21 protein-coding genes and 1 pseudogene are annotated in these 24,556 nt (G+C 70.1%); 8 read left to right on the top strand and 14 right to left on the bottom strand.

Annotation, left to right across the window (positions count from 1 at the left end):
* Positions 1-46: 46 nt before the first annotated feature.
* On the bottom strand, positions 47-1,009 hold the full coding sequence (locus AFR_RS34710; RefSeq protein WP_023561502.1) for a helix-turn-helix domain-containing protein: 963 nt from the start codon (positions 1,007-1,009) through the stop codon (positions 47-49).
* Between the two features lie 19 nt (positions 1,010-1,028).
* Between AFR_RS34710 and AFR_RS34705 the strand changes: the two genes are divergently transcribed.
* Together AFR_RS34705 and AFR_RS34700 are read left to right on the top strand one after the other, a co-directional pair.
* The gene (locus AFR_RS34705) at positions 1,029-2,288 is read left to right on the top strand and encodes a S8 family peptidase (RefSeq protein ID WP_438829951.1); all 1,260 of its coding nucleotides are present in this window, start codon (positions 1,029-1,031) and stop codon (positions 2,286-2,288) included.
* A gap of 39 nt (positions 2,289-2,327) precedes the next feature.
* Positions 2,328-3,086 carry a hypothetical protein gene (locus AFR_RS34700; RefSeq protein WP_041841371.1) on the top strand — a complete coding sequence of 253 codons (759 nt, stop codon included), beginning with the start codon at positions 2,328-2,330 and terminating at the stop codon, positions 3,084-3,086.
* A gap of 220 nt (positions 3,087-3,306) precedes the next feature.
* On the opposite strand, the pseudogene fusA reads toward AFR_RS34700, so the two are convergent.
* Positions 3,307-5,222: pseudogene (fusA, locus tag AFR_RS48850) on the bottom strand (elongation factor G).
* 247 nt (positions 5,223-5,469) lie between these two features.
* Between fusA and AFR_RS34690 the strand changes: the two are divergent.
* Complete coding sequence (locus tag AFR_RS34690; protein ID WP_023561499.1) at positions 5,470-5,994, top strand: LURP-one-related/scramblase family protein; 525 nt, start codon at positions 5,470-5,472, stop codon at positions 5,992-5,994.
* A 23-nt stretch (positions 5,995-6,017) separates the two neighbouring features.
* On the opposite strand, the gene AFR_RS34685 is transcribed toward AFR_RS34690, so the two are convergent.
* The 3 genes from AFR_RS34685 to AFR_RS46470 form a co-directional block, all read right to left on the bottom strand.
* The gene (locus AFR_RS34685; protein WP_148308166.1) at positions 6,018-6,965 is read right to left on the bottom strand and encodes a hypothetical protein; all 948 of its coding nucleotides are present in this window, start codon (positions 6,963-6,965) and stop codon (positions 6,018-6,020) included.
* Positions 6,966-7,072: 107 nt separating this feature from the next.
* Positions 7,073-7,519 carry a hypothetical protein gene (locus AFR_RS34680; RefSeq protein ID WP_023561497.1) on the bottom strand — a complete coding sequence of 149 codons (447 nt, stop codon included), beginning with the start codon at positions 7,517-7,519 and terminating at the stop codon, positions 7,073-7,075.
* A gap of 88 nt (positions 7,520-7,607) precedes the next feature.
* Positions 7,608-8,336: a hypothetical protein gene (locus tag AFR_RS46470; RefSeq protein WP_148308165.1), complete on the bottom strand. Its 729-nt coding sequence runs from the start codon at positions 8,334-8,336 to the stop codon at positions 7,608-7,610.
* A 236-nt stretch (positions 8,337-8,572) separates the two neighbouring features.
* Here AFR_RS46470 and AFR_RS34670 point away from each other — a divergent pair, with 236 nt between their 5' ends.
* Positions 8,573-8,914: a hypothetical protein gene (locus tag AFR_RS34670; RefSeq protein WP_023561495.1), complete on the top strand. Its 342-nt coding sequence runs from the start codon at positions 8,573-8,575 to the stop codon at positions 8,912-8,914.
* Positions 8,915-9,132: 218 nt separating this feature from the next.
* Here the strand turns inward: AFR_RS34670 and AFR_RS34665 are convergent, their stop codons facing one another.
* Positions 9,133-9,561: an SMI1/KNR4 family protein gene (locus tag AFR_RS34665; RefSeq protein ID WP_023561494.1), complete on the bottom strand. Its 429-nt coding sequence runs from the start codon at positions 9,559-9,561 to the stop codon at positions 9,133-9,135.
* An 89-nt stretch (positions 9,562-9,650) separates the two neighbouring features.
* Here AFR_RS34665 and AFR_RS46465 point away from each other — a divergent pair, with 89 nt between their 5' ends.
* The 3 genes from AFR_RS46465 to AFR_RS34650 all read left to right on the top strand — a co-directional run bounded on the left by AFR_RS46465 (position 9,651) and on the right by AFR_RS34650 (position 12,137).
* A complete protein-coding gene (locus AFR_RS46465) occupies positions 9,651-10,265 on the top strand; it encodes a hypothetical protein (protein WP_148308164.1) in 615 nt (204 codons plus the stop codon).
* A gap of 23 nt (positions 10,266-10,288) precedes the next feature.
* Positions 10,289-11,380, top strand: a complete 1,092-nt coding sequence (locus tag AFR_RS34655) for a tetratricopeptide repeat-containing protein (RefSeq protein ID WP_023561492.1) — start codon at positions 10,289-10,291, stop codon at positions 11,378-11,380.
* A gap of 307 nt (positions 11,381-11,687) precedes the next feature.
* Positions 11,688-12,137 carry a YdeI/OmpD-associated family protein gene (locus tag AFR_RS34650; RefSeq protein WP_041841370.1) on the top strand — a complete coding sequence of 150 codons (450 nt, stop codon included), beginning with the start codon at positions 11,688-11,690 and terminating at the stop codon, positions 12,135-12,137.
* On the opposite strand, the gene AFR_RS34645 is transcribed toward AFR_RS34650, so the two are convergent.
* From AFR_RS34645 to AFR_RS34635, 3 genes are all read right to left on the bottom strand, one after another.
* Complete coding sequence (locus AFR_RS34645) at positions 12,134-12,829, bottom strand: hypothetical protein (RefSeq protein WP_041841369.1); 696 nt, start codon at positions 12,827-12,829, stop codon at positions 12,134-12,136. The two genes, AFR_RS34650 and AFR_RS34645, sit on opposite strands and share 4 nt — an antisense overlap.
* An 88-nt stretch (positions 12,830-12,917) precedes the next feature.
* Positions 12,918-14,600, bottom strand: coding sequence for a peroxidase family protein (locus AFR_RS34640; protein ID WP_202963963.1), 1,683 nt, complete (start codon positions 14,598-14,600; stop codon positions 12,918-12,920).
* Positions 14,601-14,741: 141 nt separating this feature from the next.
* Positions 14,742-15,629, bottom strand: a complete 888-nt coding sequence (locus AFR_RS34635) for an SDR family NAD(P)-dependent oxidoreductase (RefSeq protein ID WP_023561488.1) — start codon at positions 15,627-15,629, stop codon at positions 14,742-14,744.
* A gap of 80 nt (positions 15,630-15,709) precedes the next feature.
* On the opposite strand from AFR_RS34635, the gene AFR_RS34630 reads away from it, so the two are divergent.
* Positions 15,710-16,252 (top strand): TetR/AcrR family transcriptional regulator, encoded by a 543-nt coding sequence (locus AFR_RS34630; protein ID WP_023561487.1) that lies wholly within the window; start codon positions 15,710-15,712, stop codon positions 16,250-16,252.
* Here AFR_RS34630 and AFR_RS34625 read toward each other — a convergent pair.
* From AFR_RS34625 to AFR_RS34605, 5 genes are read right to left on the bottom strand one after another with little or no spacing between them, the layout of a single operon-like run.
* Positions 16,230-17,054, bottom strand: coding sequence for a helix-turn-helix domain-containing protein (locus AFR_RS34625; RefSeq protein ID WP_023561486.1), 825 nt, complete (start codon positions 17,052-17,054; stop codon positions 16,230-16,232). The genes AFR_RS34630 and AFR_RS34625 overlap by 23 nt on opposite strands.
* A gap of 34 nt (positions 17,055-17,088) precedes the next feature.
* The gene (locus AFR_RS34620) at positions 17,089-17,763 is read right to left on the bottom strand and encodes an ABC transporter ATP-binding protein (protein ID WP_023561485.1); all 675 of its coding nucleotides are present in this window, start codon (positions 17,761-17,763) and stop codon (positions 17,089-17,091) included.
* A complete protein-coding gene (locus tag AFR_RS34615) occupies positions 17,756-18,691 on the bottom strand; it encodes an ABC transporter ATP-binding protein (RefSeq protein ID WP_023561484.1) in 936 nt (311 codons plus the stop codon). Before AFR_RS34615 ends, AFR_RS34620 begins: the two co-directional genes overlap by 8 nt.
* Positions 18,691-21,354: an FtsX-like permease family protein gene (locus AFR_RS34610; RefSeq protein ID WP_052359537.1), complete on the bottom strand. Its 2,664-nt coding sequence runs from the start codon at positions 21,352-21,354 to the stop codon at positions 18,691-18,693. The genes AFR_RS34615 and AFR_RS34610 overlap by 1 nt, the downstream gene beginning before the upstream one ends.
* Entirely contained in the window at positions 21,351-24,434 is a 3,084-nt protein-coding gene (locus AFR_RS34605; protein ID WP_023561482.1) for an FtsX-like permease family protein, read from the bottom strand. Before AFR_RS34605 ends, AFR_RS34610 begins: the two co-directional genes overlap by 4 nt.
* Positions 24,435-24,556: the final 122 nt, after the last annotated feature.

Here is a 24,556-nt window from a genome sequence, read left to right as displayed (position 1 = left end):
CGGGCGGGCCTGTCCCTCTCCCGCCAGAGAGGGACAGGCCCGGCCTTCACGCCGTCAGCCAGCCGCGGCGGGCGGCCTGGAACGCCAGTCCCGTCCGCGTGTCGACGCCGGCCAGGGCCATCATCCGGTCGAGCCGGCGTTGCACGGTGCGTTTGCTGACGCCGAGATGCGTGGCGATCGACTTGTCCGGCATGCCGGAGACGAAGAGTGACAGCAGCAGCACCTCCGATTCCAGCAGGTCGGAGCGCGGCGCCTCGGACAGCACCGGCGTGGCCCGCTCCCAGTAGCTCTCGAAGAGCGCCAGCAGCGCGTCGAGCAGCTCACTCGACCGGATCAGCGCGGCCGTGGGCTCGCCGACACCCCGCGACTCGTCGGGCACGAGCGGGCAGATGGCCAGCGAGCGGTCGGCGATCGCCAGGCGTACGGGCAGGGCCGGCAACGTGCGCGACTCCTCACCCAGGCCGATCGCCTCGACGATGCTCTCGAGCTCACCCGGTTTCTCCAGCAGCTCCCGCTCGTAGATCGCGCGGTACTTAACGCCACGGGCCAGCGCGGAGCTCTCCTCCTGATTTTCCGGCCCCTCCATGGCGATGGGGTTGGCACGGCAGAACCAGAGGATCTCGTCGCGGGCGGTGTCCTGCATCTCGCGCAGCCGCCGGCGCAACGCCTCGGCGCCGACGACGATCTCGACCAGATGTTCGGCACTGCGCCGCCGGGTGGTGCTGCGGTAGTCCTCGCTGAGCGCGGCCACCACCTGTCTGGCGGCTTCGAGGGACTGCTGCTGACGCAGGAGGGTGTCGCCGAGCGCGATGTCCGGCGGCAGGGCCCGGAACATCGGCCCGGGTGAGGCGAGACCCTTCGCGCGCAACGACTCCAGGACCTCGGTCGCCTGCTGCGGCGACATGCCGGCGTGCGCCGCCAGCTCGGCGGGCCCGGCGCCGTCGAGCCGGACCAGCAGCCGGTAGGCGTGCTGCTCCGCGGCCGGGAGCAGCTCGGGATGCGGGTGCATGCGGCCACTCTACGAGGACATGAAGCATTCTCATCCATCGATGGAACTGTTAACGTCACGGCACGCAGCCAGCCCGTCACCTGGGGAGACGTACATGCGCAGAACCGCTCGCTGGACAGTTGCCGCCGCCACCCTGATCGCCGTCGCGATCCCGGGCGTCGCCCACGCCGCCGAACGTGCCGTCCTCGCCGCACCCGGCGCGGAGGTGGTGCCCGACAGCTACGTCGTGGTGCTCAAGCAGGACCGGGCGGCCGTCGCCGGACAGGCCCGCACCCTCGCCACCCGGCACAACGCCAAGGTGCAGCAGACCTACTCGCACGCGCTGCGCGGATTTGCCGCCACGATGAACGCCCAGCAGGCCCGGCGCATGGCCGCGGACCCGGCCGTCGCCTACGTGCAACCCAACGTGATCCACCGCGCGAGCGACACCCAGACCAACCCGCCCTCGTACGGCCTCGACCGCATCGACCAGCGGAATCGGCCGCTGAACTCGGCGTACACCTACTCCACCGGTGCGGCGAACGTGCACGCGTACGTCATCGACACCGGCATCCGTACCACCCACCAGGACTTCGGCGGCCGGGCGGTGAGCGGCTTCGACGCCGTCGACGGCGGCACCGCCGACGACTGCAACGGCCACGGCACCCACGTCGCGGGCACGGTCGGCGGCACCTCGTACGGTGTGGCCAAGAGCGCCCAGCTGGTCGCCGTCCGCGTGCTGAACTGCGAAGGCAGCGGCACCACCGCCCAGGTCGTCGCGGGCATCGACTGGGTCACGGCCAACGCCACCAAGCCCGCAGTCGCCAACATGAGCCTCGGCGGCGGCGCGGACGCGGCCCTGGACGCCGCCGTCAACAGCTCGATCAGCTCCGGCGTCAGCTACGCGATCGCGGCCGGCAACGGCTTCCTCGGCCTCTTCGCCCTGGACGCCTGCACCCAGTCCCCGGCCCGCGTCCCGGCGGCCCTCACCGTCTCGGCGGTCGACAACGCGGACAAGAAATCCAGCTGGGCCAACCGCGGCACCTGCGTCGACGTCTTCGCCCCCGGCATCAACATCACCTCCGCCTGGGGCACCGGCGACACCGCCACCAGCACCATCAGCGGCACCTCGATGGCAGCCCCGCACGTCGCCGGCGCCGCCGCCCTCTACCTGGCGGGTCACCCGTCCGCGACCCCCGCCGAAGTCCACACGGCGATCGTCTCCAACGCCACCCCAGGCGTCGTGACCAGCCCCGGAACCGGATCCCCCAACCGCCTCCTCTACACCGGAGCATTCTGAGGGGTAGTCGGTGTAGCCGCGCAGTGACAGCATGTGTCGATGCACTTCGGCCCCCGAGACGCTCCGCCCTCCTGGTTCGAACCGGCTGAACGCATCCCGCAGCCGCGGCGCCCCGCCCTGACCGCCAGGCCCGAACCAAGCCGGATCGCCGAGTGGGGCTCGGCCACCTGTGACAAGATCGTCGGCGGCATCCGAGGTGGACTGTGGCGGTTCACCGAAGGTGTCGCCGACGTACTCTTTCCCGGCCTCGGCCCCACGGTCGGAGCCGCCCGCCGCTCCACGAAGTGGGGTCCGTCGCTGGTCGGCCTCAACGACGGCCGCGACGCCGACGTCAAGATCGGGCTGGTCGGCTCGGAAAACCTCGGCCTCTGGACGATCTTCCGCACCCGTCTCGGCCAGTCCGACCTCGGCCCCCGGCCCGTCTGGTGCACCGACCTGGCCACGGTCCCCCTCGGCACCGAAGGCATCAACACCGAGGCGACGGCGATCACGGGGATCGAGGACGTCAAGCCGACCGATGTGGGCCGGCTGCTGCTCGCGCCGCCGTCCGCTGATGCGCGGACGCGGTTGCTCCTGCGGGTGGACGTGCGGCGCCGTTCCGGGATCGTCGCGGTGGACGCCGGCGACGGGGTCTGGCAGCGCCGGCTGTTCTTCACGGTTGTGCACCCGGCCCGGCGCGGTGACGGGCACCATGAGACTTATCGGGTTGTGTGCCCGGTCTGCGGCCGGCGGCGGCTGGCGCAGTTCCGTGGCTTCGACGTCTGCTCCGACTGCGGCTGGCTCCTCACCCAGACCTGACGGGGCCGGAGAGCTTGCGTCCTGGATCGGCCTTGCATGTGGGCGGGCGGTCCCGACTTCCTTGAAGTTGGGCCTTTGCACGTTCAGGCCTGAGACGGTTCCGGGCCTTGCGCCCGGACCGGTCCTGCATGCGGGCGTAGGCCCGACTTCCTTGAAGTTGGGCCTCACAGCTCCAGACCCGACACGGGCCCGGGACTCGCGCCCCGGGCCCGCCCTTAGTTCAGGCCGCCCGCTGATAACCCGCCGGCCGAGTAGTGAACGTCCCCCGCCCATGCGTCCGGCTACGCAACTGATCCGACCACCCGAACAACTCAGCCAGCGGCACCGTCGCCGTAACCGCCCGCAGCGTCGACCCCGTCACCTGCCCACGCCGCGCGGCAAGGTCACCGAGTACCCCACCCAGCGACTCCTCCGGCGCGGACACCGTGACCTCCACGGCCGGCTCGAGCAGCGTCATCGCGGAGACGCGCAACGCCTCCCGCAGCCCAAGCCGCCCCGCCGTACGGAATGCCATCTCCGACGAGTCCTTCGCGTGCGTCGCACCATCGGTCAGCGTCACGCGAACGCCGACCACCCGGTGCCCGCCCACGGGACCCCCGACCAGCGCGTCCCGGCAGCCGGCCTCGACCGCCCGGACGTACTCGCGGGGCACCCGCCCACCGGTCACCGCCGACCGGAACTCGAACCCGTCCCCGTCGAGAGGCGCAACGTCGAGAACCACGTGGGCGTACTGGCCCGCGCCGCCGTCCTGCTTGACGTGCCGGTACAGGAACCCGGACACACCCCGCACAACGGTCTCCCGGTAGGCGACCTGCGGCCGGCCGACGGTGACGGCCAGGCCGTTCGCCTGGCGCATTTTCTCCACCGCGACCTCCAGGTGCAGCTCACCCTGACCGGACAGCAGGGTCTGCCCGGTCTCCGGATCGGTACGCACAGCCAGCGACGGGTCCTCCTCGACCAGCCCGGCCAGCACAACAGCCAGCTTCTGCGTGTCCGCGGACCGTTTCGCCTCCACCGCCACGGACACCACCGGATCGGCAGTGACCGGGGCCTCGAGCAGCACCGGATGCTCCCGGGTGCTCAGCGTCGACCCCGCCCGGGCAGCCTTCACCCCGACGACCGCAACGATCGCCCCGGCGACGGCCCGGTCCACCTCGGTGTGCCGGTCCGCCTGCACCCGCAGAATGCGCGCGATCCGCTCGCTACGCCCCGCACCCGCGTCCCACAGAACATCTCCCTTGTGCAGCGTGCCCTCGTAGACCCGCAGGTAGGTGAGCCGCCCGGTCGCAGCGGTGTGCACCTTGAACACCAGCGCAACCGGCGGCGCATAGGCGTCACCCGTGGGCGCCGGCAGGTAATCGACAACCGCATCCAACAGCGGTTCCACACCCCGATCCTTGTACGCCGAACCGCACAGCACGACCACCCCGGCGCCGGAGAGCGTCAGCTCCCGCAACGCCTTCCGCAGCGTCTGCTCGGACATGGCGCCCAACTCCTCCAGAGCCTCGGCGTGCAGCTCAGCAACGGCCTCCTCCAGCCGCTGCCGGGCCGCCAACGCCGCCGGATCCGTAGCCGGCCGCTCGTCGAGAACCCCGTCGGTCCACGTCAGTGACCGCATCCGGACCAGGTCGACAACACCGGTGAAGCCGTCCTCGCGACCGATCGGCAGCTGCACCACCAACGGTGTCACTGCCAGCCGGTCGCGGATCGAGGCCACCGCACGGTCCAGGTCCGCACCAGCCCGGTCGAGCTTGTTGACAAACGCAATTCTCGGTACGCCGTACCGGTCGGCCTGCCGCCAAACGGACTCACTCTGCGGCTCGACACCAGCAACGGCGTCGAACACAGCAACAGCCCCATCGAGTACGCGCAACGACCGCTCAACTTCGTCGGAGAAGTCGACGTGCCCCGGGGTGTCGATCAGGTTGAGCCGATGACCGTTCCACTCAGCACTGACGGCCGCAGCAAAATGGTGATGCCACGATCGCGCTCCTGCGGGTCGAAGTCGGTCACGGTGGTCCCGGAATGCACCTCACCCCGCTTGTACGTGGCACCGGTGACGTACAGGATCCGTTCGGTCAGTGTGGTTTTGCCGGCATCGACGTGGGCCAGAATGCCAAGATTGCGAACACGCATGAGGGTCGTCTCTCAAACTCGAACTGAAGGCGGACAGCGCCCACCCGACCGCGGTGTCCAGCGGTCAGGAACGTCCAGCCCAGGCGGCGCAGCCGGAGCTGGGCACACCAGACACAAGAATCAGCTCGAAAAGCGACGAGGGCACAACAACAGCGGTGCGGTAACGCACGGCAGTCTCCCCTCCAGTCGCGGACAACAGCAGCATCGTAGGGCAGCCGTGCTGGACACCGAAAGCGATAATCGGCTGATGCACGAGCCTTTCACCGGAGTCCTGCTCCTGCCCTCGTCGTCCGCCTTCGGCACCACCACCGAAGTCACCCTCACCGACGGCACGCTGGTCGCCGTCATCCACCGGCAGACCTGGACCATGCGCGCAAAGTTCGAAATCTTCGCCGCCGACGACACCACTCTCCTGGCCACCGGCCAGGCAAGAGGCTTCTGGGGCAACAGCTACGAGGTCCTCGGCCCGCAGTCCGAGTTCATCCTCGAGTACGCCTTCAGCGGCTGGTCCGGCCCCAAAAAAGGCACGGTCACCCTGTCCAACGGCCGCGAACTGACCACCGAAGGCAACTGGTCCCAGCGCGACTTCACCGTCTCCGACACATCAGGCACCCCTGTAGCCGGCCTGGTCACCACCAGCAGCGCCTGGACCCTCCGCGGCGACAGCCTGGCCTTCGAGATCCACACCCCGGTCCTCACCATGCTCCAAGCAATAAGCCTCGCCCAAACCGTCCGCACAGCCGTGGACGCCTCCCGCCAAGCGGCCACCTGACCCTGTCGCGAACGAGGCCGAGATCAAGTCTGCTGGTACACGACGGCCGAGAGACCGCAGCCCGGGTCGTGGAAGAGGTAGTGGCATCCCTGACCCCACTGCCCATCCAGATCCCGGCCGGTGACCTGACCGACGTACGGCATCGTGCGCGAGCAGCGGGGACACGCCGGATACGCCGGTTCCTGCCCCCACAGGGGCAGACCACCCAGCGTCGACCAGCCACGACCAGCGCCGGTCGCCCACGGGTCGGGCCGGGCCTCACCGAGGGCAAGCAGACCCTCGTCGGGCAACTCCCAGCCGTCCTCGTCCTCGCCGAGGAACCCGGGCTCCCCGTTCTCCTCGACGAACCGGCCCTGCTCAGTGAAGATGTCCGCGTAACCGCCGCAACGGGCACAGGTCGAGATCACGAGAGGTCCGGGACTGTCCGGAAAAAGGTCCGCCAGCAGCACCCGATCCACCTCGAGCAGCCGCCACATCGGCAAACCACACCACCCACACTTGCCATCCAGCGCGCCCCCGGACACAGGCGCCCCGCCCTCACCCACCGGGACAAGGGCGGTCGCGGACCGGCTGGTCAGATCACGCCTGTTCCCGGCCGGATCAAGCTCCCACCCTCCGACGTGCCCTTCCTTACCCAAGCCGTCAGGAAAGTGCCGCAACCACTCCGGCGACTCCCGCGCCCACCGACCAAAGGCATCAACAGCCGCCGCAGTCCGACCAGCAGCCAACCGATAAAGCCCAGGCGGCAGCAACCCCTCATCGATCCGCCGCACCACCTCACCGGCGGTGTCCTCCGTCATCGCCCGGAACACGAAGGCCGGCAACCACATGTTCGTCTCGACCAGCCGAAGCAGATGCGGAGCAACCAACTCAGGCCGATCCTCCGCCAACGCCACGAGCTCATCCCCAGCCGAACCGTCCCGCTCAAAGTCCTCCACGAGCCGCAGCACCCCAGCCCCACCGATCTCCACGCGCGCCACGCTACCGCCCACCACGACAATCCCTCCGGCTCCACCGACGGCTCAGCCGCTGAGCCTCATTCATCTGCCGATGAGGGTGTGCCTGAACGAGATAGCACTTACGCCAAATCCAACAGATCCAGGTCCCCCGTGCGGACCATCCAGTCGGTCCAGTAACCAAGCCGTCCGCACGCTAAGCAGCGACCGGTAACCGCTATCGCACGGACACCCGTTTTGTTGGCGTACAGGGAGAAGCCGACGGCAACGTTGAAGTCCTCCTCGTCGCTGTCACCGTCGCACTCGCAGACCATGATGGCCGGCTTCATGGCGTCCCAGTGCTCGCCGCTGTCGGCGATGAAGTGCTCAGCGCCGCAGCCTCGGCAGATGCGCTGGACCGCGCGCTCTTCGAGATCACCCTGGACACCGAACACCTGCTGACCGCACGCAGCACATGTGCATACCCGAACTTCATGAATGTCGTAGCCCTCCGCACCCTGGTCCATCGCGTACCTGGCCAGGTCTTCGACATTCTCGCCCGCAGGCCATCCCCCGACTTCACTGATCACCCGGCCATTCTCATCCTCCTGAGGCCGGACACCGGTACCGGACACCAAACACTTTCTCGGCTGCACGCACATGCCGCTGATCGCGCATCTACAGCGAGGGGGTCAGCTTCGCTACCGACCAGCCGAGCGCTTCAGCCATGTCTCCGCCTTGGAGTTCGGCGTGCGACAAACCGGCCTCACCCTTGGCTCGCCCCGTCTCGTATTGCTGTTGGGCGCCGGGCGTGCGGGCCAGATAGCGGTGGACGTATGTGCCGATCCGGGCTTCTTGATCGCGGCTGGCCAGCCACTCGACCAGGGCGGACGGGCGATTTGTGCAATCACCGGCTCTCGAGCTGGCGATCCGTTCCGGGTCGCCAGCCTCGTCGAACCAAGGCAGTACCGCCTGCCGGAACATGACAGCGAAGGCCTCCAGACGCTGCCACCGCATCAGGGGATCCGTCAGGTCGATGTCGCCGTCCAGGGCATCGCCGTACAGGTAACCGCCGGCACGTCCGGACGCGTAACCCAAAAGGTGCCCACAAACGAAGTCGTCGGCGGGAGGCACTACAGATTCTTGGTTGCCTCGGCGCCACTCCCGCAGAACACCGTCACGCACATTGAGCATCGTGCCGACCCTCACGATCTGGTTCGCACGGTTGTAGCGGCTGGCCTGCAGGTGAACCTGATGTACAAGAGCCCCGACGCGGCGCTCCAACCGCATTCGGTTGGGTATCAGTCGGAAGCCGGCCGGCTCCAAGGCCCTTCCAAGCCACTCACCTGCGGCAAGCACCACCGCCTTCGGCTGGACGGCTGCCGTCAGATCTTCAGCTGCAGTCACGTAACCGAGCCAACCAGCTACACCACACGAGATCAACTCGCTGTTCCGCCGCCGTCCGCGCTCGGCAACCGGCGACGGGCCGTCACGCGGACTGGCGCATGTCGCGCCCAGTTCGACGCGCACTCGTCCCGACGTAGTGCATCAGGACGAGCAACCCCTGTGCAGGCAGCGCCACTTGTCTCCCCTTCGCATCATGGTGCGGTGGCGGATTTCTGGGGCACCAGCGCGCAGCACAGATGCAGGAAGCGTTGGTACTTCTGTACGCCGACGTCGACGCCGACATCGCCATGTCCGAGCGTGAGTTCTTCTGCTTGACCGAGCCAGGCGCGAGGATGCATGGCAGTGGCCCGGACCGGGCCACAATCGGCGGACGGATGATGCGACTTAGCCCGCAAGCGGTGACGAGTGCCTGGGAGGCTTACGTCGTGGAACTCCACTATCTACGGGAGTATGTAGCGTCCGCCACGAACTTCGAGTTTGGCGGTCTACTCGAAGCGAGCGACCAACACATCGTCCGCTGCAGGCAGGCTGTGGACAGACTCAAGTCCGCCGTGCAGCAGCATCTCGCTATGCACTGACCTGACGGGGATTCGAGTATCGACCGTCGGTGAGAACTCCCATGCCGACGATAGCGCCCCCGACTTCCGGGAAGGTGCTGTCCTTCCCTAACAAGCGCACTGATCTGCCGCTGTCAAAGTGCGCTTGCGCGACGGCTTGAACTCCGCGTCGCTCCTTGCCGGATGACTTCCCACCCTCGGACGTCCTGGTAGTAGGGGAGCCGGTGCTGCCGCCATCCCTAGGCGCGCAGCATGTCCAGGAACGTGGCGAAGTTCGGTGCCAGTGGCACGACGCCCCAGTCCACGCTCCAGAAGGCGATTGACGGGTGGTTGGTGTCTGCGCGGTAGTCGAAGCAGAAGAAGTCGCCGCCCACGTCGGCGGCGAACGGGATGATGCCTTCGTCCAGGACGTCGAGCAGGGGAAATATGGCGGCGACGATGTTGCTGACGAACGGGGAGTCCTCGAAATGAAGGAGGTGATCGACCGCGGTGCTGAAGCCGTTGGGCAGGTCGATCCCGGCGGGGACCGGAGCGGCGCCCTGATGGACTCGTGCTACAGCAAGGAATTCCGAAGGCAGGGAGACCTCTAGTTCGTCCTCCGCCTGTCGCACCGCGGTGTCCGACGCCGGCCGCGGGTCATCGATCGCCCCGTCCACCCAGTTCGTCATTGTCTGGCTCCTTGCCGATGTGCTCGCGGTCGATCATGCCGGATCCGTTACCGTGCAGCCTGTCTGGTGGGCGGAGCGGGGGTAACACGGTGGTTTCAGGATTGCGGCGGGCCTGTGTGGTGGGGACGCTGACCATGGTTATTGCTGGATGCAGTTCAGAGGCAACGCCCGTTATTGCGGAGTCGTCGGCCCCGGCTGAGCAGCAGGTGCTCGCCGACGGTTGCCCGACGCTGTCCGCTCCGCCGTCCGGCACAGAAGCGAAGGGCAAGCGAATCGCGGGCACTACAGCACCCGGCGAGCAACAGACACTGGACCGGCTCGTGCCGGGTGCACAGATGGACTACGTCATCTGCCAGTACCCGAAGCGGAACTCCACCGACCCGGGCGTCGAGATCAACGTGCGGGCGTTCCGAGGGCAAAACGGGACGGCTCAAGCCACCACTCTCGCCGACGTCGACCAGGGCTCCACATCGGATTCCTACGCCGACTTCGTCACTGTGCCGGGGTCCGGCGACAACGGCGGCTTCGCCTGGTCCGATGACAAGGAATTGGGCCTGGCAACACACGCGGGTAACGCCTACGTCGTCCTCGTGGTGTTCCCGAGCGATGAAGCCAACAAGAATGCAGACAGCCGGCCGGCGCTGCAGAAGCAGGTGCCCGGCCTCACCAAGATCATGGCTGACATGCTGACCGCCCTGCGCTGACAGGTCTGGGTAGCATCCGTCGCATGCTCGATTTCGACCACCGCATGCCCAGGCGCCCGGAAGTGCTGGCTGTCGTGCGCGGGCTGGAAGAAACGATCGCCGCGCAGGGTCGGCTGTTCGGGCCCGACGATCCGCGGACGGTCGGCAGCAGGCTGCGGCTCGTCGAGGCTTACGAAGATTTGGCAATTGCCGGCGATGACCGTGACCTGGACGCACTCATGGAAGCCGAGTTGGCCAAGGCCGTCGACAGCCGCCTCCGCACACTGGGTTCAGATCATCCTGACACCCTCGACGTCCAGTTCGACCTCACCTTGCTGCGTTTCCGCCGGGCGGTCCAGTACGGGCTGCCCGGCCAGGACGAGCTGGTCGACGAGTTCCGGTCCATCGGCGATACATCAGCTCGCACACTGGGCGCCGCTCATCGCATGACGCTGAAAGCCTGGGCGCAATGCGCGTTCTCCTCGGGACCGGAGCGTTCAGCCTTGAAAGCAAAAATCGTCCAGGGCTGGGAAGAACTGCTGGCCGACCACGAGCAGCGCCTCGGCCCCGACGACCCGGAAACCCTGGAAACAATGGAACGCCTGCTCGCCCAGTACCGAGATGACCACCCCGAAGCCGCCCGACGCCTCGGGGAGCGCCTCACTGCCGGGTGGGGACGAGTCGCCGCCGCCCGCACCGCAGAACTCGGGCCGGTACACCCAGAAACCGCAACAGCCCGGGACCAGCACCTCAGACTCGTCGACGAATGGATAACCCCAGGCGCCGGAGAGCACCTTTTCGAGGAACTGGTCGCGGACCACCTCCGGCTCCTGGGCCCCGACCACCCCCGCACCCTGCACACCCAACTCGTGCTGCTGCGGTACTGGAAAGGCCTACCCGCCTACGCAACCCCGGAGACGCTCGCCCTGGCCGAGCAACTTCTCGATCGTTTCCTCGAGGTGCTCGGCCCACACCACGACGACTTCCTGATGCTCCGCTACCACCTGATGTCACACCACGCCATCAAGGGAAGCCTCGAAGCCGCCCTGGACCTGAAAAGGCGCTACCCCACACCCGACGACGAAGAACAAGACGACAACGACGAAGACGGCGCGACCCACCTGGAAACCCGCTAAAAACCGCAACCGGCGAGGTACGCCGCCTGACCCCCACCCCACCCCGGCCTGCCCAACAAAATCCCCAAGAAGAACCACAGCGCGGCAGCCAGACCACAAACCGCAAGGGGCCCACCCCGGCAAACCAGGCACCCAGCGGCGAGTAACCAAAACAAACCGCAAGGGAAAACCATGCAAGGTTGGGGGCCGGGGGTGACCAAGAACGGCATAAAACGCCCCACAGCCGTCTTGGTCACCCCCGGCCCCCAACCGTCCACCGCAACCAACCAACCAAAGAGCCGACAAGACAAGGGTAAATTCCCAGCTCATGAGGTTCACAACAGAACTCCAGCCAACCGGCGGCACCACAGCCGGCTTCCAAGTCGAGGACAAGATAGTGACAGCCCTGGGCGGAGGCGGCCGCCCCAAGGTCGTGGTCACGGTCAACGGCTTCGAATGGCGCGGCTCAATTGCCAAAATGGGCGGCGCCTACTGGCTGGGCGTCAGCGCGGAACGCCGCACAGCCGCCGGAATCACGGCAGGTGAGACCTACGACGTGGACGTGGTCCTGGACACCGCAGTCCGCGAGGTCGAAGTACCCGAGGATCTGGCCGCGGCGCTGAAGGCCGAACCCGCCGCCGAAGAATTCTGGAACAGCATGTCCTACAGCAACAAGAGCTGGCACGCCCTCCAGATCACAGGCGCAAAGACAGAAGAGACACGAGCGCGCCGGATAGCGAAGTCGGTGTCAATGCTTCGGGAAGGCAAGGCCCGTTAAGAGGGGCTGATCCGGTTGACCGTGGTGCCGACCAGCTTGGGCCAGTCGGACGAGAACTGCGGGTTGGCGCTGGCCCCGGACTTCCCCAGTCGGTAGATCGCGTACTGATCGACCAGCACGACGTTGCTGCGGGCCAGGGCGACGACGGCCACGTCGGCCGTTGCCGGGTGCGCCGCGTCGTACTGCTTGTTGCGGACGGTGACGAAGCCGAGCCAGCTGCCCTCTTCGAGTGGTGACGTCGAGGCCGTTTCCTTGTACGCGGGCTCCTCGCGCTCACCGGATTTGGCGGGCTGCGAGATGCTCGGCGGGCAGGCGTCAGCGATCGTCCGGAGCGAGGCGAGTGCGGTGGCTGCGGAGACGGCGTCCTCGTAGACCAGGGCATGCTGGGTGAGGCTCTGCACACCCTCCGTACCTTCGTCGGACAGCGGGGCGGACACCAGCTGCGGGCTGCCCGGGATCGAAGCAGGAGCGGTGTCACCGCCGCAGATGCTCACGAGCTGGTTGGGCGCGGCGGACTCGGTCGGCGATTTCCAGGTCGGGCCGACGTCGGCCGGTTTGAGCAGGGCGTTCCGCATGGTGTCGACCGTGATCGTGGTGTCGGGGTCGGGTGAGTCGTCCGACGAGCATCCGGCAAATGCGACGACGGCGCACACGGCGACGGTAGCCCTGACGACCCTTCCGATCACAACCATCCGGCCATGATGGCAGACGCCCGGCAGTCACCGGCGGTCACCGCCGGGAGGAAGGGCCGGGATCCACGGAGATCCCGGCCCTGATCCCTCAGGCGCTCGGCGGCGTAGGTGCGACGTCACCGAGGGGCGCGAGCAGGTCGCCGCGGTTCTCGAACGCGAACAGCAGCAGGTCGACCATCCGGAACGTGTCCGGGTCCGGGCCCAATGACGGGCGCCAGGTCGGGTCCTGGACGGTCGAGATGCGGCTGCCTTCGATCGCCCGGTGGAAGACCTCGGCGACGATGCGGCCGCCGACGCCGGTGAGCCGGCCGCCGTTGAGTTCGGCTTCGCGGAGGATGTAGAACCAGAGCGGCGTCTGGTTCCCGAATTCTGTCTGCTCGTCGGGGTTGAGCACACCGGCCACCACGTCGTTGATGACCTGTTCCGGTGTGAGCGGGGTGAAGCCGAGGAACTTGGCGGCCTCCTGGCCGCTGCACAGCTCGACCATGTTGGCCCGGACGAGGTTGCGGAAGGCCAGGTTGAGCTGGATCGCCGGCGGCGGGGTGCCGTTGCCGCCGAAGGTTCCTTCCGGCATTTTGGCGAGCGGGTTCACGACCTGCGTGTCGATGCGCTGCGCGATGTTGAACCCTTGCGGCGCGGCCAGATCGTCGCGTCCGGTTTCGCCGGCGAAGTCGTACATGCGCCGCCAGTCGACCGCCCAGTTGGTCGGGAGGCGTTCGAAGAGGCCGGATTCCTGGTCGTTGATGTTGGGGCTGAACGGGTCGAAGTTGCCGCTCGTCCCGCTGAAGATGAACAGGAACGGCAGGGTGCCCCGGTTGCCGGAGAAGATCCGGTTCCAGTCGTACGCGGCCCGCACCATGCTGTGACCCAGCCTGTACGCGGCCACCGAGAACTCGATCGGCATCGTCGGTGTGTCGCCGGATTTGATGTGCCGGTATTGCCCGTTGGCTTGTCCGCCCGCCGGGACCTCGAAGAATTTCCGGCCGTTGGTGAAGACGTCCTCGACGATGTCCTTGTCGACGATGCGGGGCAGGAAGTCGGTGCGCAGCATCCACTGGTAGTGCCGCACCACGAGTTCCTTGGCGCGGTCGAAGAGGATGGTGCCCGGGACGCCCTGGTCGGCGAGCAGGTCGACGATCCGGTTGTGGAAGCGGATGAACGCCAGGTGGGTCTGTGCGACCACGAGGTTCTCGTCGTTGCGGTGGTCCGGGATGAGGGCCCGCTGGCGTTCGGCCTTGGTCGAGCCCTGGGTGACGCGCGGCAGGTCGTACCCGTTGAGGTTGACGTTGGTGCCGGGGCCGTCGATCGCCGCGGTGAGGCCGACGCGGAGCTTGAGCTTGTCGGGCGCGTAGAAGCGGTCGTCGTCGCGGTCGCCGGGGCCGCGGCCGTACAGGGAGTCGAGGTCGAGGGCCGGTGAGCGGCCCTGCAGGAGCTCGTTGACGGTGACGTGCTCGCCCAGGGCGCGGGCGGTGTTGTCGAGGGTCAGGTCGTGGTCGACGAACTGGCCCAGGTAGGTGTAGCCGGCCGGGACCGGCGGGTCGGCGGATTCCGGCTGGACCGGCTGTTCCGCCGAGGGCGCCGCGGTCATCGCCGTGGCGATCTTCTCGAGGATGGTCGTGCTGATCGTCCCGCCCTTGGGCACGAGGCGGGAGAATCGGAACTTCCGCAGCGATGCCTCGGTGGACGGGCGTTCGCACACCCCGCTCTTGCCGTCCGTGGTCAGGATCCCCTCGCCGACCACGTAGTAGTTCTCGCGCATGTGGCGTTTCACTTGTGCGCACACCTTTCGCCTCAGCGAGTCGCCGCCCGCCCCGTTGAGGACGGGCGGCGAGGACGCTTCCCCCTCGGCAGCGTCCGTAAGGACAGACCACCGGGGGACCGGCTCTGATACCTCGCGGCGGCGGGTGTCGCTTTACCGACCGAGCAAACCCAGGGAGAGGTCCCAGAGCCGGGCGGCCCGGTCCGGGTCCATCGCGTACGCGGCCACACCCCGTCGTACGCCGGGAACGTGGGGTACCGCCTCGGCGCAGTCCTCGTAGTAGCGGCCGGTCACGTCGGCTGTCAGCGGGGAGGCGGCCAGCAGTACGGAGGTGGCGGCGCCCTGTGCGGCGTTTTTCCAGGAGACGTGCGGGTCGGCCGGCACGACGTCCCCGATGTGCCGGGTCAGGCCGGTGCCGACGATGCGGCCGGGGTTCAGCGCGTTGGCCGTGATGCCGTCGCCGGCCCATCGCCGTGCTGCTTCCACCGCGAAGAGAATGTTCGCGGTCTTCGACTGCCCGTACGCGACCCACGGGTCGTACTCCCGGCGCGAGAAGTTGACGTCGGTGAAGTTGATGTCGGCGGTGATGTGCCCGACGGAGCTGACGGACACGATCCGGGCGTTGCCGGCGGCGAGTGCGTCGTGCAGGCCGAGGGTCAGGGCGAAGTGCCCGAGGTGGTTGGTGGCGAACTGGAGTTCCCAGCCTTCGGGGGTTCGCAGCAGTGGGGTGGCCATGATGCCCGCGTTGTTGATCAGCGCGTGCAGGGGTCCGTCCCAGCCGGCCACGAAAGTGGTGATCGAAGCGTGGTCGGCCAGGTCGAGGTGGGCGACGCGGATGTCGCCGCCGAGGTCGGCCGCGACTTTTTCACCCGTGCCGACGTCGCGGACGGCGAGGGTGACGGTTGCGCCGGCGCCGGTCAGGGCTCGCGCGGTCTCGAGGCCGATGCCGGAGGCGCCGCCGGTGACGATCATGTGCCGGCCGGTGAGGTCGGCACCGGCGATGACCTCGGCGGCGGTGGAGGTGGCTCCGAAGGGTGTCATGAGGGTCCTCCCGGGAAGGGTAAGCTCCTCCGAGAGTAAGCGGACCCGGCTCCGCTTAGCCACTGTTTCCGGGAGGGACCATGCGCGCCGACGCCCGGCAGAACCACACCCGCCTGCTGGAAGCCGCCGCCCGGGCCTTTGCCGAGCACGGCCCGGAGGCCTCGCTCAAGGCCATCGCCAAGGACGCCGGGGTCGGCATCGGCACGCTCTACCGGCGGTTCCCGACCCGCGAGGACCTGGTCGAGGCGACCTATCGCAACGAGGTGGTGAGGCTCGCCGGCACCGCCGGTGAGCTGCTCGCCGAGCATCCGCCCGTCGACGCGTTGCGGGCCTGGATGGTCCGGTACGCGGATTTCATGGCCACGAAGTACGGCATGGCCGGGGCGCTACGGGCAGTCCTGGCCGACGAGGGTGGCCGCATGCAGACGCGGGCGCTGCTGACGGAGGCGCTCGCGTCCATCCTGGCGGCGGGTGTGGCGGACGGGACGATCGCCGCCGGCCTCGACCCGTACGACGTGCTGATGAGCCTCGGCGGCATTTCCATCGTGGCGGGTGAGAAGGATCAGGGTGATCGTGTGCACCGCCTGATCGACCTGCTCCTCAACGGGATCGCAGCTCGCTGAGGAACCGGGTCAGCACCGGTGTCAGCGGCTCGGGTGGCGGCCAGCCGTTGATCACCGACAGCAGTTCCAGGTACCGCTCACGGCGCGGGTCGGCGGCCGCCTCGAGGTAGGACGTCAACTGCTCCCGGTCGGGATAGTGGGCCAGCACGGCGTCGACGGACGCATCGTGGTCGCGTACCAGGGCGACCGGGTCGGGACGGGGGAGGCCGGGGGAGCGGACGTCGGTGTAGAGCTCGGCGAGCAGGCGCAGCCGGGCGGCGAAGCCGGGGTCCTGGACGAGCTCGGCGAGCTCGACCCAGGCTTCGAGCTGGGCCGGCTCCGGGTCGTCGGGCAGCTCGGGTGTCAGCGTGCGGGTGATCCCGGCGAAGTTCGGCAGGCCGGCGAAGGCCGTGCCGAGGAACGTGTCGATCAAATGGCGGCGTTCGTGTGCGGAGAGCCGGGCCAGGCGGTGCATGAGATCCATCTCCTCGGGGGTCGACTTGTGCCGGGCCACCGCGCTGAGCACCGCGTGGCGCCGGCTGAGCGTGCGGATCTGCACCGCCAGGGCGTCGGCGTGGGTGGCGGCGACCTCGGCGAGGTCGGCCTCCCGGTCGACGACCCGGCGGATCGTGGCGAGGTCGAGGCCCAGTTCGCGCAGGGTGCGCACGAGTTCGAGCCGCGCCACGGCCGCGGTGTCGTAGCGGCGGTGACCCGACGCGCTGCGCCCGGTGGGCGGCACGATGCCCCGGTCGGCGTAGAACCGGATGGCCTTGACCGTCAGACCGGTGCGCCGGGCCAGTTCGCCGATCGGGAGCAGCTCCATGGCACCCACTCTGCGGCCTCCCCCTGGGGGAGATTCAAGCCAGGCGGCCGTCGCGCAACGTCAGGACCCGGTCGGCGCGGTCGATGAGCGACGGGTCGTGGGTCGCCACCAGGGCGGTCATGCCGCGGGCGTCGACCAGGGCCCGGAGCAGATCCATGATCGAGCGGCCGGTCTCCGAGTCGAGCTGGCCGGTGGGCTCGTCGGCGATCAGCAGTGGCGGGTCGTTGGCCAGGGCCCGGGCCACCGCCACCCGCTGCTGCTGGCCGCCGGAGAGCTCGCCGGGTCGTTGGGCCGCCTGCCCGCCCAGACCGACCAGTTCCAGCAGCAGCTGGACGCGTTCCTCGCGCTCGGCGGCCGGTCGCCGGTTGAGGCGCAGCGGGACGCTGACGTTCTCCGCCGCGGACAGGATCGGGATGAGGCCGAACGACTGGAAGACAAAACCGATGGTGGAGCGGCGCAGGTCGAGCAGCTGCGCCTCGTTCGCGGACGTCACGTCGACGCCGGCCACGCGGACGACGCCGCGGGTCGGGCGGTCGAGACCACCGATCATGTTGAGCAGCGTGGTCTTGCCGGCCCCGGACCGGCCGCGGACCGCCACCAGCTCCCCGCGTGCCGCCTCGAACGACACCTCGCGGACGGCGTGCACGGTCCGGTCACCGGTGCCGTAGTCGCGGCCGACACCGTCCACCTCGATCAGCGGGTCACTCATCGCCGGGCCGTACCTGCACGTGGTCCTGCTCCAGCGTCAGCTTCACACGGTCCTTGAGGGTCAGCGCGTCGACGAAGTTCGCGGGCAGCTGCATGCGGCCCGTACGGTCCAGCACGGCGTACTCCTCCGAGACGATCTCCTCGAGGCCGTCCGCGCCGGTGCGGGCGGTGCGGCGTACCTCCGAGGCGGTGCGGCCGTCGCGGATCGCCACGGTGCGGCGTACCTGGTCGGCCACGGTGTGGTCGTGGGTCACGATCACGATGGTCACGCCCAGCTCGGCGTTGATGGTGCGCAGCGCGCCGAAGACGTCGGCCGCGGTCGCCTCGTCGAGCTCGCCGGTCGGCTCGTCGGCGAAGAGCACCTCGGGGTCGTTGGCGACCGCAACCGCGACGGCGGTGCGCTGCTGTTCACCACCGCTCATCTGGTCGGGCCGGCGGCCCGCGCAGTGGGCGACACCGACCATCTCCAGCAACTCCATGGCACGTTTGCGGTTCGCCCGGCCCACCAGGCTCATCGGCAGCTCGACGTTCTCCCGCGCGGTCAGGTACGGCAGGAGGTTGCGCCCGGTCTGCTGCCAGACGAAGCCGACGACCTTGCGGCGGTAGCGGAGGCGCCGCTTGGCGGTCAGGGTCAGGAGGTCGAAACCGGCGACCTGGGCGATGCCCGCGGTCGGCACGTCCAGGCCGGAGAGGATGTTGAGCATCGTGGACTTGCCCGAGCCGGACGCGCCGACGATGGCGAGCAGCTCGCCGCGGTCGACCACCAGATCGAGGCCCTGCAGGGCCACCACCTCGACACCCTCGGTCTTGAAGATGCGGACCAGACCGTCGCAGACGATGTGGCCCCGCAGCCGGTCGGTGCCGCCCGCGCGAGCTGCCGCACGTTCGGCCGCCCGGCGTTGCAGCTCACCGAGATCGGTTACCGCCATCAGTTCTCCTCTCCGAGGCGGAGCACGTCGCCGAGGCGCATCCGGCGGTTGATCAGGTTTTCCACCACGACGGCCGTGGCCAGCGCGGCGGCGACGAGCAGCAGTGCGGCAGCGGGCAGCCACGGGCCGACCCGGGTGCCGGCGGGCAGGCCGGCGGTGAACGCGTCCAGGCCCAGCGCCGGCCCGATCAGCCGGGGCAGGAAGACGCCGACCAGGCCACCGGCGACGAGCGCCACGCCGATCAGCGGGACCAGCTCGTAGATGAGCAGGCGCCGGCCCTGCCGCAGGGACAGGCCCATCGTGCGGAGCCGGGACAGGGTACGGCCGCGGCCGGGCGCGTCGGCCAGCACGGTCAGCCCGACCGCCAGCAGGGCGAGGGCGGCGGCACCGGCCGCGCCCGCCGTGAAGGTGAAGCTGAGGACGGCGTTGGCGCCGCTGTCCTCGAGCGAGCGCCGGTACTCCTGCCAGGTTGTTGCCGTCGCCCGGCGCGGCAGCTGCGCGTCCGAGACCGCGGTGGCGTCGGCGTTGATCGTCCGCTGGAGCAGACCCAGGTAGTACTCGCGCTGACCGGTGTCCGCAGCCCGCAGCAGCGCCGCCTTGTCGAAGCTCCCCGCCGCGACCAGGTAGCGGGTCGGGACGAGCGGCTGCGACGCCGGCACGGGCAGGGCACGCCACGGCACCGCGACGAACCGCCGGACGCTGACCCCGAGCCCCGGCATGGCGCTCTGCACGGCCGCGACCCGGAAGTCGTACCGCTGACCCTGCACGACGATGACACCACCGGCACCGACCTCGGCCGCGACGTCGGGGGAGACCACCACCGGCACCGGACCGCCGGACGCGGTGGCCGAGAGCGCGGAGGGCAGGCGGACACCGACGCCGCTGCGGGACATCACCTCGTCGGCGGCGGCACCGTCCACGATGAGCAGCTGGGCCTGGGTGCGGCGGCCCGAGGCGGCGGTCAGCGGCACCCCGGACCCGATCAGCATCGGTGCCGCCGCGGTGACACCGGGGACCGCGGTGAGCAGCCCGGTGGTCGAGGGTGCGAAGCCGAAGCCCGTCACCTCCGCGTCGGCGGCGATCTCCTGGTCGGTGGCCTGATCGCGGGCGCCCGAGACGGTCTCGCTGACCGCGCCGGTGAAAACGCCGGTGGCGATCGCGACCACCAGCACGGCGAGCGGGCCGATGGTGACGGCCGCACCCCGCCCGGCCCGGGCCAGGCTGAGGAACGGCAGAGCGCCCCGGGCCCGCGCGGCCAACCGGCCGATCTGGCGCAACGGCCACGGCAGCAGGCGTACGGCAACAAGTGCGGCACCGGCGGCGAGCAGCACCGGCACGAGCACGAGGTACGGGTCGACGGTCCCCGACAGGCCCCGGCGGCGCACCAGCACCACCCCCAGCACGGCGACGACGACCAGGAAGACCTCGGCGGTGATACGCCGGGCGGACGGTCGCAACCGGGCCCGCCCGGGGGCACTACGGGCCCGGGCCGCGAGCACCGGCCCGGTCAGAGTGGCGAAGAACAGCAGCGCGAGCAGCAGCACGTTTTCACCGGCGTCGGGCCGCCCGGGCAGCAGCAGCGCGATCGCCCAGCCGCCGAGCACACCGGCCGGGGCGACGAGCAGCGTCTCGGCGAGCGTGCGCAGGCCGACCCGGGTCGCGGTGGACCCGCGCGCCCGCAGCAGCGCGAACTCCTGCCGCCGCCGGTCGACCAGCAGCAGCGCCGCCAGCACGACCAGGCCGGCCAGCGTGGAGAGCAGCCCGGACTGCACGATGGCCAGGGTGGCCCGGGCCCCGCGCAGCTTCTGGTCGAAGGTCGTCAGCGTGCCGTCGAGGCCGGTCTCGAGCAGCGTGCCCGGCAGCGGCGGAGTGCGCCGCGCCGCCACCAGCGCCGCGGTCAGCTCCGGGATGTCCGACGCGCGCAGACGTTGCGCGTTGATGCGGAAGCGCCACGCGTACGCGGCCGGCGCCGTCCTCGTGGCGAGTTTCAGCCCGGCCGCGTCGGTCAGCAGGGTCAGCCGGAACGTCATGCCCTCGTCCGGCCGGGGACAGGTGACACTCTCCAGCCGCTGGTCGTCCCAGAACGGCGCCGCCGCGTCGACCGGGTCGAAGACGCCGACCACGCGTACCAGGACGGTGCCTGTCGCACCCGCCACCGTGAGTGTGTCGCCGACGCGGAGTTGGGCCGTGGTCGCGGCGTCGCGGGACAGCACTGTCTCGACCATCTGGCCGCTGCGCGGCAGGCGGCCCTCAGCCAGGCGGACGGCCTGCTCGGTGCCGGTCTGGGTGCGGATCTGCGGCTGCGGTGTGCACGCCTGCGCGAACATCCCGGGCCCGGTTGCGCTCAGCCCGAGCGGTCCCACCTGCCCCGACGCCCAGCGGTCCTCGACCAGCGCGCGCAGGGGCGCGGGCAGCCGGCTCTCGACGGTCGGCAGCTGCGCCAGCGCGGTCGACGGCTGCGTCTTCAGCTCCGGGGCGGCACGGTAGGAGACATCACGGACGGTGTGCGGCAGCCGGGTCACGTCGCCCTGCAGACCACGGTCCGTGAACTCGTTCGCGAGCCGGGGAAGACCGGCGGCCAGCAGCCCGGCGACCAGGGTCAAAATCAGGAGCAGAGCCCAGTGCCCCGCGTACGCGCGGAGCCGCCGCATCGTGGCGCTCACCGGTCCGCCCCGATCCGCAGCTGGGCGACGGCGAGCCGCCGGCGCAGTGTCGTGCCGACCAGCGCGCTGAGACCCAGGGCCAGAACGAGCAGCAGCAGTGCGGTGCCGAGGACCCGTGGCCACTCGAACTCCAGCAGCGGAGCGGGGATCGGCCGGCCGGCGGTGGGGGTGAGGATCAGCAGCGGCGCCATCGTGGCCGCGACACCGACACCGACCACCAGCCCGACCGCAACACCCATCCCGGCCAGGAACGCCTGCTCGACCATGATCGAACGGGCCAGCAGCCGCGAGCCGGCCCCGAGGGTGTGCAGGACGGCCAGTTCGGTGATGCGCCGCCGGGCGGTGGTCCGCACGTCGACGGTGATGCCGACAGCCGCCAGCAGCAGCGCACCCAGGGCGGCGGCGAAGAGTGCGGTCCGCGCACCCGTGCCGTACGCGCCCCCGGCGAACGTGTCGGCGGCCGTGCGCCGGTCCAGGACGGTCAGCCCGAGGAGCCGGTCGGCGCCGGCCGCGGTTGCTGTGTGGGTCTGCGCCGAAGACGTGAGCCACCACTCCTGCGGGGCGCGGGCGATGCCCTGGTCGTGCAGCAGCACGGTGTTCAGCGAGGGCAGATCGGCCAGCACCGCCGCGGCCTCGGTCGTACCCGGGACGGCGGTCATCGTGCCGACCACCTGGACGATGACCTGGGCGCCGGCCAGCCGAAGGGTTCCGGACCGGCCCGGCTCGAGGTGCAGTGCGGTGAGTGCCTCGGGCGTCGCCACCACGGGCACCGCCTTGCCGTTCGACGGGCGCATCACCGCGAAGGGTGCCTCACCGTTGTCCCCGATCGTGACGCTGGTGCCGATCGTGCCGGTGCCCGGCTGGAGCTGACCGACATCCACCGAGCGTTGCAGTGCCTGCCAGCCGGATCCGTCGAACGCCAGCGGGCCGGACTCGGTGGCCAGCGCGCCGATGCGCCACGAGACGGTGCTCCCGCTGAGGCCGCGCGCGGTGACGGCGAACCCGGCCAGGCGCAACGGTGCGGGGGAGGCGGGCAGGTCGATGGCGAACCGGCCGGGACGGCCCAGCGGGATGCGTACGGTGTCGCCGGCCGCACCGGTGAACACCGCCGTCGTGTCGGACGGGCCACCGGAGAGCGTGCCGGTGAGTCTGCGGGCACCGGCCGGAAGCGCGATCACCGGTGCGGTGATCCGGCGGGCGGACAGGGCGGCGAACAGCGCGGCGGGATCACCGTCCGCGAGGTCGGGCCGCACGCGCACGACCGCCGGGGCCGCCGCGGCGTCGAGGGCGATCAGCTCGGCCGGGTCACCACCGGCACCGACCTGCAACTCGGAGTGCCAGGCGGGCAGGGCCGTGGTCACACCCGGCAACGCCGCCACCTGCGCCGGACGGTCGGCCGGGGTGGTGCTGCCGGTCTCGACCAGCCGCAGATCCGCGCCGACACTGTGATCGGCCTGGTCGACGGCCGACCGCTCCGACGAACCGGCGAGGCACCAGGCGACCGTGCTCGCCGCCACGGCCAGGGCCAGGAGCAGCACCGGGCCCGCGTGCGGCCGGCGACCGGCCTGCCACATGCCGAAGACCGTGCCGACCCAGCCGCGCCGGTCGACCCAGCGTTCGAGCATCCGGCCCGCCGGTGGCAGCAGCCGCAGCGCGAGGGTCGCCCCGGCCAGGACACCGAGGGTCGGTGCGGCCGCGAGGAACGGGTCGATGCCGAGACCGTTGCCGGAACGCCCGGCCAGCGGTGACGCGTATTGCCGCAGCTGGAACCACCCGAGCACCGCCAGCGCCACGAGGGCCAGGTCGACGCCGACCCGCTGCACCACGGAACGCCGGCTGGGGCGGGACCGGTCGGCCATCTCGGCGACGTACGTGCCCCCGCCGCGCAGCGCCGGAACGGTGATCGCCACCGCACACCCGGCAGCCGCGGCGACGGCGACCAGCCAGAGCAGCGTGTCCGGGCGCGTACCGGTGCGCAGCACGGCCGAGGCGAGCAGCGGCGCGGCCACCGCGGCCGGAACCACGACCAGCAGCGACTCCCGCGCGGCGAGACCGGCGATCTGCAGTCGTGCCGCACCGCGGGCCCGCAACAGGGCGGACTCGCCGCGCCGGTGCTCGCTGAGCAGCCCGGCGACCAGTACCAGTGCCAGCCCGCTGAGCACGATCACCAGCAGCATCGGGGTGACGAGCGCGGACCGCCCGACCAGGTCACCCCGGGCGAGCCGCTGCCCGAGCCCGTCGATCCGCGTCGTGACCAGTGCGGAGGTGCCGAGTCCGGCGGCCGCGGGCAGGCCTGCGGCGGTGGTGCGGACGGCCTCGGCCACCCCGGTCACGTCGGCGGGTGCCGCGCCCGTCAGGTCCGGCACGGCCAGCCACCCGGCCGACGCGTTCCGCAGGAAACGCGCGTCGAAGTCCTCCCGCGTCACCACGATCGGCCCGTACGTGGCGGACTGCGGCGAGGCGCCCGTGGTCACGTCCGGCGCCAGCTGCCAGTAAGGCTCGGCCGGATCTCGCGGACGCCAGAGACCGGTGATCCGCAGCCGCGAGACGCGCCCGGTGAGCCGATCGGTGACCGGCAGCAGGTCACCCACGCCGACCTCGAGAATCGTGGCGGCCGCCTCACCGACCGCTGTCTCGGTGTCGGCCGCTCCCGCCTTCGGCCAGGCACCCGAGCGGAGCTCGGCATGGTCCTGCAGGCCGTCGAGGAAAACGATGGACGCGAAGACGGCGCCGCCCGCGTCGGGCACAGCGTCGCCCGTGGGTCCGGAGAGCTCACGGCCGGCGGCATACCCGGCACCGGAAACGGTGGTGGCACGCCCGTCGAGCCCGTCGGCGAACTGCGCACGAACCGCGGCGTCGTGCCGGGCCAGCTCGGCCGCACTGCGACCGGCCGTCCCGCGCACCAGCACCGACCGCTCCTCGGCGGAGGCCGCCAGCACCGCCTCACGCCCGCCGGACGTCACCACCTCCCGGCTGTACGCCACGAGGCTGGTCAGCAGCGCGGTCGCGATCAGGGTCACCCCCGTCGCGGCCAGCAGCAGGCTCTTCGCCGCGCGGGCGCGCCGCAGCACCAGGCTCATCCTCGCGGTCCCCCCGTCGCTCGGCCGCGTGACCGGGAGATCATAACGACGACGGTGTGCCTTCGTTCAGACCGTGACCGAAGAGCCGGGCCAAGCCGACCGCGATGCGCCGATTGCCGGTT

It is taken from the genome of Amorphoplanes friuliensis DSM 7358, assembly GCF_000494755.1.
Classification (GTDB): Bacteria; Actinomycetota; Actinomycetes; order Mycobacteriales; family Micromonosporaceae; genus Actinoplanes; species Actinoplanes friuliensis.
This window is presented reverse-complemented; position numbering and strand designations above follow the sequence as displayed.